Consider the following 18,129-nt stretch of genomic DNA (forward strand, 5'->3'; position numbering starts at 1 on the left):
AGAAAGTCTTCCGCTATTAGAAATGTCCTTTTAAAGTTGGATAAATAGAATAAAGTTGAAGATAAAACCTGTCTAACCTATCCCGAACTGGTATTTGTAAATTATGAATATTTTTACAAATAAAAGAGTTAATAATGCAATTATTTTAAAGGTATTTACTAATGGTTTATAGTAAGCAAAAACCTATATATTATCGGCTTTAATAAGATAGTAACAGAAAAATAAATCATTATTTTTATTGAATATATGTTTTTTTATTGACAAAACACATAAAAACGTATACAATTAAATATCGTAAAGAAGAAAATAGGAGAAGGACATGGCTAAGTCAAACTTTGAAAAAGTAGAATCAGTTGTTGGCTGGGTTCGTGATAAGAAGATCACAGGCTACCGTATCTCTAAAGAAACGAATGCGCGTGAAATGTCTATCATTGCTCTAGCGCAGGGGCGTGCAAAAGTAAAAAATATTTCGTTTGAAACGGCTCTAGGTTTAATTGATTTCTATGATAAAAATCATGAAAAATTTGAAGATTAATCTTTGGATAATGGTGGATTCTTGAATAGGGTCTGCCTTTTCATTTTTTGGCTAGTAAAAAGACTGCACGGTTGATGCAGCCTTTTCTTTTTATTTGAGATAACGTTGAAGGAACTCTTTTGTACGGTCTTCTTTAGGATTGGTGAAGAGGTCTTCTGGCTTGCCTTCTTCAGCAATCACACCCTTATCCATAAAGATAACACGGTGAGAGACATCACGGGCGAATTCCATTTCGTGGGTTACGACAATCATAGTCAAGCCTTCCTGAGCCAGATCTTGCATGATTTTGAGGACTTCTCCAACCATTTCTGGATCGAGAGCTGATGTTGGTTCATCAAAGAGAATGGCGTCCGGATTCATGGAGAGGGCACGAGCGATGGCCACTCGTTGTTTTTGACCACCTGAGAGCTGTTTTGGTTTTGCTTGCCAGTAGCGTTCTCCCATGCCGACCTTTTCTAGGTTTTCTTTGGCAATCTTTTCAGCTTCTGTACGTTCACGTTTAAGGACAGTTGTCTGAGCGACGATTGTGTTTTCAAGAACGTTTAGATTTTCAAAGAGGTTAAAGGATTGGAACACCATCCCCAATTTTTCACGGTATTGCGTGAGGTCATAGCCTTTTTCGAGGACGTTTTGTCCATGATAAAGGATTTGTCCATCAGTTGGCGTTTCAAGTAGGTTAATGGAGCGTAGGAAAGTTGATTTTCCGCTTCCAGAGCTTCCGATGATAGAGATAACTTCACCCTTGTGGACAGTTAGAGAAATGTCTTTTAGCACTTCGTTTTGTCCATAGGATTTTTTGAGGTGTTTAATTTCAAGGATTGCTTGTGTCATTATTTCAAATCCTCCGTTTGCATTTGGTTAGCACCTGTAGTATAGGTATCCATGTCCATGCGGCGTTCGATGAAGCGTAGGATACGTGTTACGGTGAAGGTGAGGACAAAGTAAATCACGGCGATGATTGTAAATGTCTGGAAGTATTGATAGGTTTGAGTTGCCACGGTATTTCCTGAGAAATAAAGTTCGACAACCGAGATAACGTTCAATACAGATGTATCTTTGATATTGATGACAAATTCATTACCCGTTGCTGGTAGGATGTTACGGACTACTTGAGGGAGGACAATCTTACGCATGGTTTGGTTATGAGTCATACCAAGAGCAGTCGCAGCTTCAAATTGTCCCTTGTCAACTGCTAGGATACCACCACGTACGATTTCAGTCATGTAGGCACCAGTGTTAATCGAAACGATGAAGATAGCAGCCAGTGTGCGGTCAAGGTTGATACCGAAAGCTTGGGCAGTTCCATAGTAGATAACCATTGATTGAACGATCATTGGGGTACCACGGAAAATTTCAATATAGACATTGAGGATCCAGCCGACTAGTTTTTGTAGGCTGTAGACGGCTTTATTTTCAGAGAGAGGAGCAGTACGGAAGACACCAATGGCAAGACCAATAATGAGACCTGTGATGGTTCCGACGATAGAAATCAAAAGAGTGACACCAGCACCACGCAAGAGTTGTTGCCAGTTTTCAGAAAGAATTTTAGCGACTTGGTTAAAGAAACTACTACTAGTCTCTTCAGTTGTTGTAGCTTCAGCAGGTTGTTCCTTGATCATACGATCCATCAAGGCAACTTGGTCGTCTTTTGAAATGGTTTCAATGCTGGCATTGATTTGGCTAATACGATTATCATCTTTACGAAGTCCGATGGCAATAGCTGTATCTTCTTCCCCAGTTTTGAAACCTGGTTCAATTTGAACCATCTTGAATTTAGAGTTCGCAGCTTCGGCAGTCAGTGCTTCTGGGCGTTCAGAAACATAGGCATCGATGACACCAGCCTCAAGAGCTTGGCGCATTTGAGCAAAGTCTCCCATGGCTGTTTCTTTTTTAGCACCTGGGATTTGTGCAATCAAATCGTAAAGGTAGACACCTTGTTGAGAAGTGATTTTCGCACCGTTAAAGTCATCCAAAGATTTAGCACTTGCGTAGGCAGAATCTTTTTTGACTAGTAGGACAGGTTCGCTAGTGTAGTAACTGCTTGAAAAGGCAATTTCTTGTTTACGCTCGGCAGTAGGACTCATACCTGCGATAATCATGTCAATCTTACCAGAAGTAAGGGCAGGAACTAGACCTTCCCACTTTGTTTTAACAACCAAAGGTTCTTTACCTAAGTCCTTAGCGATTTTCTTGGCGATTTGAACATCGTATCCGTTAGCATACTGGTTAGTCCCATCGATTTTGACAGCCCCATTGCTATCATCATCCTGAGTCCAGTTAAAGGGAGCATATGCTGCTTCCATCCCGATGCGTAAATATTCATCGGCTTGGGCAACATTGACAAGTCCCAGAATCAGCAAGAGACTTGTGAAAATAGATAAGTATATTTTTCTCATGATTTCTCCTATTTCTAATCTATTAAAAAATAACTGTCTCCTATTTTATCGAAAAAAACTCTATTTTTCAACATAGGTAAGCCCTTACTTATGAAAAAGTGATATAATGATAGCAAAGATAAAAAAGGGGACTTAGTTGATGAAAAAAACTTTTTTCTTGCTGTTATTTTGTTTGTTTTGTATGTTTCCACTCTCGGTTTTTGCTATTGATTATAAGATTCCGTCTTATCAGGGAGATTTGTATATTCATGCAGACAATAGGGCAGAATTTCGACAAAAGATTGTTTATCAGTTTAAAGATGATTTTAATGGTCAACTTGTAGGTCTTGGTCGTGCAGGAAAGATGCCTAGCGGCTTTCAAATTGACCCTCATCCAAAGGTTCAGGTCTTCAAAAATGGCCGTGAAATAGCAGATGTTGAGAGTCAAGTAATAGAAGAAACAGAAGGTTATACTGTCAAAATCTTTAATCCAGGTCAGGAAGGCGACACAGTTGAAGTTATCCTTGTCTGGAATTTAAAAAATTTGCTTTTCCTATATGATGATATCGCTGAATTAAATTGGCAACCTTTAACAGATAGTTCAGAGTCTATTGAAAAGTTTGAATTTCATGTAAGGGGAGATAAGGGGGCTGAAAAACTCTTTTTCCATACAGGGAAACTCTTTAGAGAGGGAATAATTGAAAAGAGTAACCTTGATTATACTATTCGTTTAGACAATCTTCCGGCTAAGCGTGGAGTTGAGTTGCATGCCTATTGGCCTAGAACCGACTTTGCTAGCGCTAGGGATCAGGGGTTGAAGGGGAATCGTTTAGAAGAGTTTAATAGGATAGAAGATGCTATTATTAAAGAAAAAGGTCGAAGTAAACAACTCGTTACCTGGGTCTTCCCTTTGATACTTTCTATCTCCTTGTTATTAAGTGTCTGTTTCTATTTTATTTATAGAAGAAAGACCACTCCTTCGGTCAAATATGCCAAAAATCATCGTATCTATGAACCACCAATGGAATTAGAGCCTATGGTTTTATCAGAAGCAGTCTACTCGACCTCCTTGGAGGAAGTGAGTCCCTTGGTCAAGGGAGCTGGAAAATTCACCTTTGATCAACTTATTCAAGCTACCTTGCTAGATGTGATAGACCGTGGGAATGTCTCTATCATTTCAGAAGGAGATGCAGTTGGTTTGAGGCTAGTAAAAGAAGATGGTTTGTCAACCTTTGAGAAAGACTGTCTAAATCTGGCTTTTTCAGGCAAAAAAGAAGAAACTCTTTCCAATTTGTTTGCGAATTACAAGGTATCTGATAGTCTTTATCGTAGAGCAAAAGTCTCTGATGAAAAACGGATTCAAGCAAGAGGGCTTCAACTCAAATCTTCTTTTGAAGAAGTATTGAACCAGATGCAAGAAGGAGTGAGAAATCGAGTTGCCTTCTGGGGGCTTCCAGATTATTATCGTCCCTTGACTGGTGGAGAAAAGATTTTACAAGTGGGGATGGGTATTTCCACTATCTTGCCCCTATTTATCGGATTTGGTTTGTTCTTGTACAGTTTGGACGTTTATGGATATCTTTACATCCCCTTGCCAATACTTGGTTTTCTAGGTTTAGTTTTGGCTGTTTTCTATTATTGGAAGCTTCGACTAGATAATCGTGATGGTGTCCTAAATGAAGCAGGGGCAGAAGTCTACTATCTCTGGACCAGTTTTGAAAATATGTTGCGTGAGATTGCACGATTGGATCAGGCTGAGCTGGAAAGTATTGTGGTCTGGAATCGCCTTTTGGTCTATGCGACCTTATTTGGCTATGCGGACAAGGTCAGCCATTTGATGAAGGTTCATCAGATTAAAGTGGGAAATCCAGATATTAATCTCTATGTAGATTATGGCTGGCACGGTATGTTTTATCATTCAAGCGCGCAAATGAGCCATTATGCCAGCATCGCAAACACAGCAAGTACCTATTCCGTATCTTCTGGAAATGGAAGTTCTGGCGGTGGCTTCTCCGGAGGTGGAGGCGGTGGCAGTATCGGTGCCTTTTAAAGAGAACTGTCACAGACTAAAAAAATATGCTATAATGGAAGATAGAAAAAAGGAGTAATCTATGTATCTTATTGAAATTTTAAAATCTATCTTCTTCGGTATTGTTGAAGGAATTACGGAATGGCTGCCGATTTCAAGTACAGGTCACTTGATTTTAGCAGAGGAATTTATCCAATACCAAAATCAAAATGAAGTCTTTATGTCCATGTTTAATGTCGTGATTCAGCTTGGTGCGATTTTGGCGGTTATGGTGATTTACTTTAATAAGCTCAATCCCTTTAAACCGGGTAAAGACAAGCAGGAAGTTCGTCGAACTTGGCAACTGTGGTCTAAAGTTCTTGTAGCTACTTTACCTTTGCTTGCTGTATTTAAGTTTGATGATTGGTTTGATACTCACTTCCATAATATGGTTTCAGTTGCTCTCATGTTGATTATCTATGGGATTGCCTTTATCTATTTGGAAAAGCGCAATAAAGTGCGTGCTATCGAGCCAAGTGTAACAGAGTTGGACAAGCTTCCTTATACGACAGCCTTCTATATCGGCCTCTTCCAAGTTCTTGCCCTTTTACCTGGAACAAGTCGTTCTGGGGCAACGATTGTCGGTGGTTTGTTAAATGGAACGAGTCGTTCTGTTGTGACAGAATTTACCTTCTATTTAGGGATTCCTGTTATGTTTGGAGCTAGTGCATTAAAGATTTTCAAATTTGTAAAAGCAGGACAACTCTTGAACTTTGGGCAATTGTTCTTGCTCTTGGTTGCGATGGGAGTAGCTTTTGCAGTCAGCATGGTGGCTATTCGCTTTTTGACCAGCTATGTGAAAAAACACGACTTTACCCTTTTCGGTAAATACCGTATTGTACTCGGTAGCGTCTTGCTACTGTATAGCTTTGTCCGTTTATTTGTATAAGAAAAACCTTGAAGGGCTAACTCTTCAAGGTTTTAAAATCCAGTCACGGTAATCCCCAGCAGGCGGACACCTCTTTCTTTCTCGCTTAATTCTTCATAGAGTTGCAGGGCTATTTGGCTTATCTGACTAGCATCCTGTGTTCTTTGAGTCAGACTTTTTCGTTTAGTAAGAGTTGAAAAGTCCTCGTAGCGGATTTTCAAAATGACAATTTTTCCAGCTTTTTCTTGTTGATGTAGATTGAGAGCGACTCTTTCTGATAGAAGAATCAGCTCTTTTTTGATGTCTTCCTCGGCACGGAGAATCTTTCCATAGGTTTTCTCCTTACCGATTGATTTACGGATACGATTGGATTTGACTGGGGAGTTATGAATGCCACGAGCCTTTCGATAAAGGTCATAGCCCAGTCTGCCAAAACGGTCTATTAGGGTCACTTCAGGGACGTCAAGTAAATCAGCTCCAGTAAAAATACCCATTTGATGAAGTCGTTCCACCGTCTTTTTTCCTACTCCATGAAACTTGGAAATATCCATTTGTTTGAGAAAATCCTCAGCTTGGTCAGGTAGAATCACTGTCAAACCATGTGGTTTTTGATAATCGCTAGCCATTTTAGCTAAGAATTTATTGTAGGAAACACCGGCAGAAGCAGTTAGATGGAGTTCTTGCCAGATATCCTCTTGAATGAGGCGAGCGATTTTGACCGCTGACTTGATACCGAGTTTATTTTCTGTTACATCCAAATAGGCTTCGTCAATACTCATAGGTTCAATCAAATCTGTATAGCGCTTAAAGATAGTTCGAATCTGGAATCCCACAGACTTGTATTTTTCATAATTCCCTGAGATAAAGACGGCCTGGGGGCAACGCTCATAGGCTTCCTTGGAACTCATGGCTGAATGGACACCAAAAGCTCGAGCTTCATAGCTACAAGTGGACACGACACCACGCCCACCTGTTTGCCGAGGGTCGCTTCCGATAATGACAGGTTTTCCTCTGAGTTTAGGATTATCTCTGATTTCCACCGCAGCAAAAAAGGCATCCATGTCAATATGGATGATTTTTCTTGACAAATCATTTAACAAAGGAAAAATCAACATGCCTAGCACCTTTTTACTGCTTATTTTCTTTTATTATACCCTTTTTTCTGAAAAAAGGAAAAAAGGGTATATTTTTTTCAAAAATATAATACAGTTTGGGGTAAAGTATAGACTGTTTTAGAAAAGAAAGTGTAAAAACAGGGATTTTTCGCTTGTTGAAATCGGTTACTGTATGGTATACTTGTCTCATGAATGTAACAGATGACTGTTACTAGAAAGAAAAAAGAGGACATTAACATGGTTGTTAAGACAGTTGTTGAAGCACAAGATATTTTTGATAAAGCTTGGGAAGGCTTCAAAGGCGTAGATTGGAAAGAAAAAGCAAGTGTATCACGCTTTGTACAAGCTAACTACACACCTTATGATGGAGACGAAAGCTTCCTTGCAGGACCAACAGAACGTTCACTTCACATCAAAAAAATTGTAGAAGAAACCAAGGCTCACTACGAAGAAACTCGTTTCCCAATGGACACTCGTCCAACATCTATTGCTGACATTCCAGCAGGATTTATCGATAAAGAAAATGAAGTTATCTTCGGTATCCAAAATGATGAACTCTTCAAATTGAACTTCATGCCAAAAGGTGGTATCCGTATGGCTGAAACTACTTTGAAAGAAAATGGATACGAACCAGATCCAGCTGTTCACGAAATCTTTACTAAATACGTAACAACAGTTAACGACGGTATCTTCCGTGCTTACACTTCAAACATCCGTCGCGCTCGTCACGCTCACACTGTAACTGGTCTTCCAGATGCATACTCACGCGGACGTATCATCGGTGTTTACGCACGTCTTGCTCTTTACGGTGCAGACTACTTGATGCAAGAAAAAGTAAACGACTGGAATGCAATCGAAGAAATCGATGAAGAAACAATTCGTCTTCGTGAAGAAATCAACCTTCAATACCAAGCATTGCAACAAGTTGTTCGCTTGGGTGACCTTTACGGAGTTGATGTTCGCAAACCAGCGATGAACGTTAAAGAAGCAATCCAATGGGTTAATATCGCCTTCATGTCTGTCTGCCGTGTTATCAACGGTGCTGCTACATCTCTAGGTCGTGTACCAATCGTATTGGACATTTTTGCAGAACGTGACCTTGCTCGTGGTACATTTACTGAATCAGAAATCCAAGAATTCGTTGATGATTTCGTTATGAAACTTCGTACAGTTAAATTTGCTCGTACTAAAGCTTATGACCAATTGTACTCAGGTGACCCAACTTTCATCACAACTTCTATGGCTGGTATGGGTAACGACGGTCGTCACCGTGTTACTAAGATGGACTACCGTTTCTTGAACACTCTTGACAACATCGGTAACTCACCAGAACCAAACTTGACAGTTCTTTGGACTGACAAATTGCCATACAACTTCCGTCGCTACTGTATGCACATGAGCCACAAACACTCTTCTATCCAATACGAAGGTGTAACAACAATGGCTAAAGACGGATATGGTGAAATGAGCTGTATCTCATGCTGTGTGTCTCCACTTGACCCAGAAAATGAAGAACAACGCCACAACATCCAGTACTTCGGTGCGCGTGTAAACGTATTGAAAGCCCTTCTTACTGGACTTAACGGTGGTTACGACGATGTTCACAAAGACTACAAAGTATTTGACATCGAACCAATCCGTGACGAAGTTCTTGAATTTGAATCAGTTAAAGCTAACTTTGAAAAATCTCTTGACTGGTTGACTGACACTTACGTAGATGCTTTGAACATCATCCACTACATGACTGATAAGTACAACTACGAAGCTGTTCAAATGGCCTTCTTGCCAACTAAACAACGTGCCAACATGGGATTCGGTATCTGTGGATTTGCCAACACTGTTGATACATTGTCAGCTATCAAATACGCTACAGTTAAACCAATCCGTGACGAAAATGGCTACATCTACGATTACGAAACAATCGGTGAATACCCACGTTGGGGTGAAGATGACCCACGTTCAAACGAATTGGCAGAATGGTTGATCGAAGCTTACACAACTCGTCTACGTAGCCACAAACTTTACAAAGACGCTGAAGCTACAGTATCACTTTTGACAATCACATCTAACGTTGCTTACTCTAAACAAACTGGTAACTCACCAGTTCACAAAGGTGTATACCTCAACGAAGATGGTTCTGTGAACTTGTCTAAACTTGAATTCTTCTCACCAGGTGCTAACCCATCTAATAAAGCTAAAGGTGGATGGTTGCAAAACTTGAACTCACTTTCTAGCCTTGACTTTAGTTATGCAGCTGATGGTATCTCATTGACTACACAAGTATCACCTCGCGCTCTTGGTAAGACTCGTGACGAACAAGTTGATAACTTGGTAACAATCCTTGATGGTTACTTTGAAAACGGTGGACAACACGTTAACTTGAACGTTATGGACTTGAACGATGTTTACGAAAAGATCATGTCAGGTGAAGACGTTATCGTACGTATCTCTGGATACTGTGTAAACACTAAATACCTCACTCCAGAACAAAAAACTGAATTGACACAACGTGTATTCCACGAAGTTCTTTCAATGGATGATGCCTTGGATGCGTTGAGCTAAGATTATATAAAATAATACAAAGAAGGACTAGTTAAAAGCTAGTTCTTCTTTTTGTAAAATTTATTGGTCAATTAAAGTCAAATTACTTGACCTTTTTTGACTAATGTAGTATATTATGAACGTAAGGTAAATGAAAACCTTGCTAGAACACTTATTTAAAGTAAAATAGAAAGAGGTGGGGTCTATGTTTAATCTAGAAATCTTTAGAAGTAAAGATAGTCTACTCCTGCTTGAAAAAGAAAAACCAGAAATAGTACGTAGAGTAGCGATTTAGCTAGTCTAAATTTTTTAAAACAAAGGTCAAAGATAGTCAATATCAGTAATAATAAATAACAAAAAGAGGTAAAGAATATGAACAACAACTTTAATAATTTTAACAACATGGATGATTTATTTAACCAATTGATGGGTGGTATGCGTGGATATAGTTCTGAAAATCGCCGTTACTTAATTAATGGACGCGAAGTCACACCTGAGGAATTTGCTCACTATCGTGCAACTGGCCAATTGCCAGGAAATGCAGAAGTTGATGGAAAAATGCCACAACAGGCATCAGGTATGAAACAAGACGGTGTACTTGCAAAACTAGGTCGAAACTTGACTGCAGAAGCGCGTGAGGGAAAGCTGGATCCTGTTATCGGACGAAACAAGGAAATTCAAGAAGCATCTGAAATCCTCTCGCGCCGTACCAAGAACAATCCTGTTTTGGTCGGAGATGCAGGCGTTGGTAAGACAGCCGTTGTCGAAGGTTTGGCACAAGCTATTGTGAATGGTGATGTTCCAGCTGCTATTAAGAATAAGAAAATTATTTCCATTGATATCTCAGGTCTTGAGGCTGGTACTCAATACCGTGGTAGCTTTGAAGAAAACGTTCAAAATTTAGTCAATGAAGTGAAAGAAGCAGGGAATATTATCCTCTTCTTTGATGAAATTCACCAAATTCTCGGTGCAGGTAGCACTGGTGGAGACAGTGGATCTAAAGGGCTTGCGGATATTCTCAAGCCAGCTCTCTCTCGTGGAGAATTGACAGTGATTGGGGCAACAACTCAAGACGAATACCGTAATACCATCTTGAAGAATGCTGCTCTTGCTCGTCGTTTCAACGAAGTCAAGGTCAATGCTCCTTCAGCAGAGGATACTTTTAAAATTCTTCAAGGAATTCGTGACCTCTATCAACAACACCACAATGTCATCTTGCCAGACGAAGTTTTGAAAGCAGCGGTGGATTATTCTGTTCAATATATTCCACAACGTAGCTTGCCAGATAAGGCTATCGACCTTGTCGATGTTACGGCGGCTCACTTGGCAGCTCAGCATCCAGTAACAGATGTTCATGCTGTTGAACGTGAAATTGAGGCGGAAAAAGACAAGCAAGAAAAAGCAGTTGAGGCAGAAGATTTTGAAGCAGCTCTAAACTATAAAACACGCATCGCAGAATTGGAAAAGAAAATCGAAAACCATACAGAAGATATGAAAGTGACTGCAAGTGTCAACGATGTGGCTGAATCTGTAGAACGTATGACGGGTATTCCAGTATCTCAAATGGGGGCTACGGACATCGAACGTTTGAAAGATATGGGTCATCGTTTGCAGACGAAAGTTATTGGTCAAGATAAGGCCGTTGAAGCAGTAGCAAAAGCTATCCGTCGTAACCGTGCTGGTTTTGATGAAGGAAATCGCCCAATCGGTAGCTTCCTCTTTGTAGGTCCTACTGGTGTTGGTAAGACTGAGTTGGCTAAACAATTGGCTCTTGATATGTTCGGAACGAAAGATGCTATCATCCGTTTGGACATGTCAGAATACAGCGACCGCACAGCCGTATCTAAATTGATTGGTACAACTGCAGGTTATGTTGGTTACGATGACAACAACAATACCTTGACAGAACGCGTCCGTCGCAATCCATACTCAATCGTCCTTCTCGACGAAATTGAAAAGGCTGACCCTCAAGTCATCACCCTTCTCCTTCAAGTTTTGGACGATGGTCGTTTGACAGATGGTCAAGGTAACACTGTCAACTTCAAGAATACGGTGATTATCGCAACTTCAAACGCAGGCTTTGGTTACGAAGCTAACTTGACAGAAGATGCTGATAAACCAGAATTGATGGATCGTTTGAAACCTTACTTCCGTCCAGAATTCCTTAACCGTTTCAATGCTGTCATCGAATTCTCACACTTGAGCAAAGAAGATCTTTCTAAGATTGTGGACTTGATGTTGGTTGAAGTTAACAAGACGCTTTCTAAGAAAGACATTGACTTGGCAGTGAGCGAAGCTGCTAAAGAATACATGACTGAAGAAGGATATGATGAAGTTATGGGTGTTCGTCCACTCCGTCGTGTGGTTGAACAACAAATCCGAGATAAAGTGACAGATTTCCACTTGGATAATCTTGATGCTAAACACCTAGAAGCTGACATGGAAGATGGTGTTTTGGTCATTCGTGAAAAAGCCTAAATCAAGATTTTGAAAATAAAAAAAGGAACCAGTTCAAAAGCTGGTTTCTTTTTTATTATTAGATGACATGGCGCTCAAAGGCATCGTCTGAAATCCCTTGTTCCAAGATGAGTTTAGCCCATTCTTTAGCAGAAAAGAGGCTGTGATCCTTGTAGTTACCGCAAGATTCGATGGTTGTTCCAGGAACATCTTCCCAAGTAGTAGTTTCAGCGATTTCTTTGAGCGAATCCTTGATAACAGATGCGATTTCAGCACTGGTGTGGCGCCCCCACATAATCATGTGGAAGCCTGTGCGGCAACCAAATGGTGAACAGTCAATCATGCCGTCGATGCGGGTACGGATGAGTTTGGCTAAGAGGTGCTCGATAGTGTGAAGGCCAGCAGTAGGGATAGAGTCTTCATTGGGTTGCACTAAGCGAATATCATAATTGGAGATGACATCTCCCTTTGGCCCTTTTTCCTCCCCAATCAAGCGAACATAGGGTGCCTTAACAATGGTGTGGTCAAGTTCAAAACTTTCAACAATAACTTCTTTTGGCATGGTAAATCCTTTCAGTTTTCTTCTTTCATTATAACATAAAGCCGGCTCTTGAGGCAGAGAGAAAACCTCTCCGAGGCTGGAGAGGTTGAAATCTTTATTTACGATACAAGCGGTCGTATTGGTAGTAAGGGTCAAAGGTTACATTGATACCCAGTTTACGAAGGACATTCTTGTCTTCATCGGTTAAGATGATGGTTGAGTGGGCTTCGCTTCCTTTGAGGTTGCCAAGTTCTTCCATAGCACGAGCAGCATCAGAATTTTCTGTAGCTGTGATAGCAAGTGCAATCAGGATTTCATTTGAATGAAGGCGTGGATTGCGACTACCCAGATGATCGATTTTAAGACCTTGGATTGGCTTAACAACTTCAGGCTCGATTAGTTTTACTTCTTTAGCAATGTCAGCTGATTTCTTGATGGCGTTGATAAGAGCAGCTGCTGTAGGGCCAAAGAGTTCTGAGTTCTTACCTGTGACGATTTCCCCATTTGGCAATTCAAGGGCTAGTGCTGGTCCACCAGTTTCTTCTGCTTTTTGACGTGCAGCAACAGCAACCTTGCGGTCTGCAGGTGTGATACCGAGGTCGTTCATGAGTAACTCGATTTTCTTGACAGCAGCTTCACCAACTTTTTCGGCTTTGAAATCAAGAACAGTTTGATAGTAACAGCGGATGATTTCTTGTTTAGAAGCTTCGACAGCAGCATCGTCATCAGTAATAGCGAAACCAACCATGTTGACACCCATATCTGTCGGAGAAGCGTATGGAGATTTACCAAGGATACGTTCTAACATGCGCTTGAGCACTGGGAAAATCTCGATATCACGGTTGTAGTTTACAGTGGTTTCTCCATAGGTTTGGAGATGGAAGGGGTCAATCATGTTGACATCATCGAGGTCTGCTGTAGCAGCCTCGTAGGCCAAGTTGATTGGGTGATGAAGGGGGAGATTCCAGACTGGGAAGGTTTCAAACTTAGCGTAGCCAGACTTGATACCATTGATTTGGTCGTGGTACATATTTGACATACAGGTTGCCAATTTTCCAGAACCAGGTCCAGGAGCGGTTACGACGATCAAGTTGCGACTGGTTTTGATGTAGTCGTTTTTCCCCATACCTTCTGGCGAAATGATGTGATCCATATCCGTCGGATATCCTTTGATTGGATAATGAAGATAAGAATCGATACCATTTTTCTCAAGTTGGTTACGGAAGGCATCTGCAGCAGGTTGGCCAGCGTACTGTGTGATGACAACGGAGCCAACAAAAATCCCTAATTCATTGAATTTGTCAATCAAACGAAGAACTTCTTGGTCATAAGAAATGCCCAAGTCACCACGTGCTTTGGAATGTTCGATATTGCTAGCATTAATAGCAATCACAACCTCAACCTGCTCTTTCAATTCTTGTAAGAGCTTGATTTTGTTGTCAGGCTCATAACCAGGAAGAACGCGAGCAGCGTGGAAATCTTCTAACATTTTGCCGCCAAACTCCAAGTAGAGCTTGCCGTCAAATTGGTTAATGCGCTCCAAAATGTGGTCGCGCTGTAGATTCAAATATTGTTCAGAACTAAAAGCTTGTTTTTTCATTTTTTTACCTCTGACCTCTATTATAATAAAAAATTGGAAGTTAGGAAACTATGGAGTTAAAAAAGGAATCAAAAAGATTAGGCAAACGCTTGCATAAAATTTTAAAAAGCGCTATCATAGATTACAGATTATTAAAATAATGAGGTAAGAAGATGCAAGAAAAATGGTGGCACAATGCCGTAGTCTATCAAGTCTATCCTAAGAGCTTTATGGATAGCAACGGAGATGGAATTGGCGATTTGCCAGGAATTACCAGTAAGTTAGACTATCTAGCCAAGTTAGGAATTACAGCGATTTGGCTTTCTCCAGTTTATGACAGTCCTATGGATGATAATGGCTATGATATTGCTGATTATCAAGCGATTGCAGCTATTTTCGGAACCATGGAGGATATGGACCAACTGATCGCGGAAGCTAAGAAGCGTGATATTCGTATCATCATGGACTTAGTGGTCAATCATACCTCAGATGAGCATGCTTGGTTTGTCGAGGCCTGTGAAAATCCTGATAGCCCTGAACGAGACTACTATATCTGGCGGGATGAACCCAACGATTTAGATTCTATCTTTAGTGGTTCTGCTTGGGAATACGATGAAAAGTCAGGTCAATACTATCTTCACTTTTTCAGTAAGAAACAGCCGGATCTCAACTGGGAAAATGAAAAGCTTCGTCAGAAAATTTATGAGATGATGAACTTCTGGATTGATAAAGGCATTGGCGGCTTCCGTATGGATGTTATTGACATGATTGGGAAAATTCCTGACGAGAAGGTAGTCAATAATGGTCCTATGCTCCATCCCTATCTCAAGGAGATGAATCAGGCGACCTTTGGAGATAAGAATCTCTTAACAGTAGGAGAAACTTGGGGGGCAACGCCAGAGATTGCCAAGCTCTACTCTGATCCAAAGGGTCAAGAATTGTCTATGGTCTTCCAGTTTGAGCATATCTGTCTTCAGTATCAGGAAGGTCAGCCTAAATGGCACTATCAAAAAGAGTTGAATATCGCTAAGTTAAAAGAGATTTTCAACAAATGGCAGACAGAATTAGGAGTTGAGGATGGTTGGAATTCCCTCTTCTGGAACAATCATGACCTCCCTCGTATTGTCTCTATCTGGGGAAATGACCAAGAATACCGCGAAAAATCTGCCAAAGCCTTTGCCATCTTGCTTCATCTCATGAGAGGAACTCCTTATATCTACCAAGGCGAGGAGATTGGGATGACCAACTATCCGTTTGAAACACTGGACCAAGTAGAAGATATTGAATCCCTCAACTATGCGCGTGAAGCTCTTGAAAAAGGCGTTCCGATGGAAGAAATCATGGACAGTATCCGTGTCATTGGTCGTGACAATGCCCGTACCCCTATGCAATGGGACGAGGGCAAAAATGCTGGTTTCTCAACAGGTCAACCTTGGTTGGCAGTGAATCCAAACTATCAAGCAATCAACGTTCAAGAAGCGCTGGCAAATCCCGATTCTATTTTCTATACTTATCAGAAACTGGTTCAAATCCGTAAGGAGAATAGTTGGCTGATTCGAGCTGACTTTGAATTGCTTGATACGGCTGACAAGGTTTTTGCCTATATCCGTAAAGATGGCAACCGTCGATTCCTAGTCGTAGCTAATTTGTCCAATGAAGAACAAGACTTGACCGTAGAAGGGAACGTCAAATCGGTCTTGATTGAAAACATCGCGGCTCAAGAAGCATTTGAAAAACAAATCTTGGCTCCATGGGATGCTTTCTGTGTGGAATTACTATAAACATTTTTTACAGAAAAATCTAAAAATCGAAATCGTATAAAAACAAGGGAGGACTGTATGAAAGGCAGAAATCCTTTGTTTTTTTATGGCAAAGATTTATAAACTTTCATTCTAGAAATTCAATTAACTTTACAAATTTCCACTATTTTGGTAAAATAAACCTATGTTATAAAAACTAACATAAAGGAGAAAGAAGATGACTACAAAAAAGCGTATCCTTAGTGCAGGCCTGACTGTTGCAGCTGCTTTGCTTTTAGCTGCTTGCGGACAATCAGGTTCAGATACAAAAACTTACTCATCAACCTTTAGTGGAAATCCAACTACATTTAACTATTTATTAGACTACTACGCTGATAATACAGCCATTATTACCAACCTAGTTGATGGCTTGCTTGAAAATGACAATCACGGGAACTTAGTTCCGTCTTTGGCAGAAGACTGGTCTGTTTCAAGCGACGGTCTGACTTATACCTACAAACTGAGAAAAGATGCCAAATGGTTCACGGCTGACGGTGAAGAGTACGCCCCAGTCAAGGCACAAGATTTTGTGACAGGTATCAAGTATGCAGTGGATAATAAATCACAGGCTATTGACTTGATTCAAAACTCAATCAAGGGCTTGAATGATTATATTACAGGAGCGGATTCTGACTTTTCTAAGGTTGGGGTGAAGGCAATCGACGACCAGATCGTTGAATATACTTTGGCACGCCCAGAACCTTACTGGAACTCAAAAACAACCAACAGTATTCTTTTCCCGGTAAATGAAGAGTTTCTAAACTCGAAAGGGAAAGATTTTGGTACCCTATCTCCAGATAGCATTCTCTACAGCGGACCTTATTTGTTAAAAGATTTCACATCAAAATCATCGATCGAGTATGTGAAAAATCCGCATTACTATGATCATGACAAAGTATCAATTGAACACGTGAAATTGGCCTATTTTGATGGTTCAGACCAAGAATTGACCATCCGTAACTTTGAAAGTGGAGCTTATTCTATCGCGGGGGTTTATCCAAATAGTTCTAACTTCGCCAAGACCAAGGAGAAATATAAGGATAATATCGTCTATAGCTTGCAAGACAAGACTTCTTGGTATTTTAATTTCAACGTCAACCGTAAGGCTTACAATCACACTGCTAAAACGACAGATGAGCAGAAGAAGTCAACTGAGGTAGCTGTCTTGAACAAAAACTTCCGCCAGGCAGTGAACTTTGCCTTGGACCGCACAACCTATTCTGCCCAGTCAAATGGGGAAGAAGCAGCTAGCAAGACCCTTCGTAACACCCTAGTGCCTCCTACATTTGTCCAAGTTGGAGACAAGACCTTTGGAGAAGTAGTTGCTTCTAAATTGGTCAACTATGGCACAGAATGGTCAGGTATTAACTTGGCAGATGCTCAGGATGCCTATTTCAACAAAGAAAAAGCCCAAGCAAAATTTGCAGAAGCTAAAAAAGAATTGGCAAGTCAAGGTGTGACCTTCCCAATTCACTTGGATGTTGCAGTTGATCAGACAAGTAAAAATGCTGTGACAGGCATGAACTCAGTTAAGCAGACCCTTGAGTCGGTTTTAGGTGCTGATAACATTGTCATTGATGTTCAACAACTTTCAACAGATGATTTTAATAACGTAGCTTTCTTGGCACCAACGCCAGCTGATCGTGACTATGATTTGAACTTTGATGGCTGGGTAGGTGACTACCAAGATCCGTCAACTTATCTTAATCCTTTCAATGCTGAGGATGGATTCTACCTCAAGATTTTTGGTTTAGATGCTCAGGAAGATAAAGCTAAAATTGCTAGCTTGGGTCTTGATACCTACACCAAGATGCTCAAAGATGCAGATAGCGAAAATAAAGATGTAGCCAAACGTTATGAAAAATATGCTGAAGCACAGGCTTGGATGATTGACAATTCTCTGATTATGTCAGCTATGTCGAGCGGTGGAACAGCTTCTGTAACCAAAGTAACGCCATTTACAAGAGGCTATTCACTGGTCGGCATTAAGGGTGATGGCAATAACTACAAGTATATGAAACTGCAAAAAGATACTGTGACTACCAAGCAGTATGAAGAAGCTAAGACCAAATGGGAGCAAGAAAGCAAAAAAGCAATCGAAAAGGCTCAAAAAGAAGCAGAAAATCATGTCAAATAGATGAACGAGGTTCCGTAAGGGACCTTTTTTGTTATATTTTTGATTCGTATTCCTCTGTCTATGAAACGAGAATATCAAAATAGGAAACGATAGATACTTTACAGGTTATAAAAA

At 40.5% G+C, this 18,129-nt stretch carries 12 protein-coding genes; 7 read left to right on the forward strand and 5 right to left on the reverse strand.

Annotated elements, in window-relative coordinates:
* The first annotated feature begins 319 nt into the window (after positions 1 to 319).
* Positions 320 to 535, forward strand: coding sequence for a capsule biosynthesis transcriptional regulator (locus FJN11_RS01300; RefSeq protein ID WP_001130035.1), 216 nt, complete (start codon positions 320 to 322; stop codon positions 533 to 535).
* 90 nt (positions 536 to 625) lie between these two features.
* Here the strand turns inward: FJN11_RS01300 and FJN11_RS01305 are convergent, their stop codons facing one another.
* Positions 626 to 1,366 carry an amino acid ABC transporter ATP-binding protein gene (locus FJN11_RS01305; RefSeq protein ID WP_000189477.1) on the reverse strand — a complete coding sequence of 247 codons (741 nt, stop codon included), beginning with the start codon at positions 1,364 to 1,366 and terminating at the stop codon, positions 626 to 628.
* A complete protein-coding gene (locus FJN11_RS01310) occupies positions 1,366 to 2,931 on the reverse strand; it encodes an ABC transporter substrate-binding protein/permease (protein WP_140223869.1) in 1,566 nt (521 codons plus the stop codon). Before FJN11_RS01310 ends, FJN11_RS01305 begins: the two co-directional genes overlap by 1 nt.
* A gap of 139 nt (positions 2,932 to 3,070) precedes the next feature.
* Between FJN11_RS01310 and FJN11_RS01315 the strand changes: the two genes are divergently transcribed.
* Complete coding sequence (locus tag FJN11_RS01315; protein ID WP_140223870.1) at positions 3,071 to 4,960, forward strand: DUF2207 domain-containing protein; 1,890 nt, start codon at positions 3,071 to 3,073, stop codon at positions 4,958 to 4,960.
* 61 nt (positions 4,961 to 5,021) lie between these two features.
* The gene (locus FJN11_RS01320) at positions 5,022 to 5,867 is read left to right on the forward strand and encodes an undecaprenyl-diphosphate phosphatase (RefSeq protein WP_049552291.1); all 846 of its coding nucleotides are present in this window, start codon (positions 5,022 to 5,024) and stop codon (positions 5,865 to 5,867) included.
* 32 nt (positions 5,868 to 5,899) lie between these two features.
* On the opposite strand, the gene dinB is transcribed toward FJN11_RS01320, so the two are convergent.
* Positions 5,900 to 6,961, reverse strand: a complete 1,062-nt coding sequence (dinB, locus tag FJN11_RS01325) for a DNA polymerase IV (RefSeq protein ID WP_049552290.1) — start codon at positions 6,959 to 6,961, stop codon at positions 5,900 to 5,902.
* A gap of 237 nt (positions 6,962 to 7,198) precedes the next feature.
* Here dinB and pflB point away from each other — a divergent pair, with 237 nt between their 5' ends.
* Positions 7,199 to 9,523, forward strand: coding sequence for a formate C-acetyltransferase (gene pflB / locus FJN11_RS01330; RefSeq protein WP_000260631.1), 2,325 nt, complete (start codon positions 7,199 to 7,201; stop codon positions 9,521 to 9,523).
* Positions 9,524 to 9,874: 351 nt separating this feature from the next.
* Positions 9,875 to 11,980, forward strand: coding sequence for an ATP-dependent Clp protease ATP-binding subunit (locus FJN11_RS01335; RefSeq protein ID WP_140223871.1), 2,106 nt, complete (start codon positions 9,875 to 9,877; stop codon positions 11,978 to 11,980).
* A gap of 58 nt (positions 11,981 to 12,038) precedes the next feature.
* Here FJN11_RS01335 and FJN11_RS01340 read toward each other — a convergent pair whose 3' ends face one another.
* Together FJN11_RS01340 and FJN11_RS01345 are read right to left on the reverse strand one after the other, a co-directional pair.
* Complete coding sequence (locus tag FJN11_RS01340) at positions 12,039 to 12,521, reverse strand: S-ribosylhomocysteine lyase (RefSeq protein WP_049510097.1); 483 nt, start codon at positions 12,519 to 12,521, stop codon at positions 12,039 to 12,041.
* Between the two features lie 94 nt (positions 12,522 to 12,615).
* Positions 12,616 to 14,100, reverse strand: coding sequence for a DUF1846 domain-containing protein (locus tag FJN11_RS01345; protein WP_140223872.1), 1,485 nt, complete (start codon positions 14,098 to 14,100; stop codon positions 12,616 to 12,618).
* Between the two features lie 152 nt (positions 14,101 to 14,252).
* On the opposite strand from FJN11_RS01345, the gene FJN11_RS01350 reads away from it, so the two are divergent.
* Together FJN11_RS01350 and FJN11_RS01355 are read left to right on the forward strand one after the other, a co-directional pair.
* The gene (locus tag FJN11_RS01350; RefSeq protein WP_049510094.1) at positions 14,253 to 15,860 is read left to right on the forward strand and encodes a glycoside hydrolase family 13 protein; all 1,608 of its coding nucleotides are present in this window, start codon (positions 14,253 to 14,255) and stop codon (positions 15,858 to 15,860) included.
* 196 nt (positions 15,861 to 16,056) lie between these two features.
* Entirely contained in the window at positions 16,057 to 18,015 is a 1,959-nt protein-coding gene (locus FJN11_RS01355; RefSeq protein WP_140223873.1) for a peptide ABC transporter substrate-binding protein, read from the forward strand.
* Positions 18,016 to 18,129: the final 114 nt, after the last annotated feature.

Origin of the sequence: Streptococcus symci (assembly GCF_006385165.1) — a bacterium.
Classification (GTDB): Bacteria; Bacillota; Bacilli; order Lactobacillales; family Streptococcaceae; genus Streptococcus; species Streptococcus symci.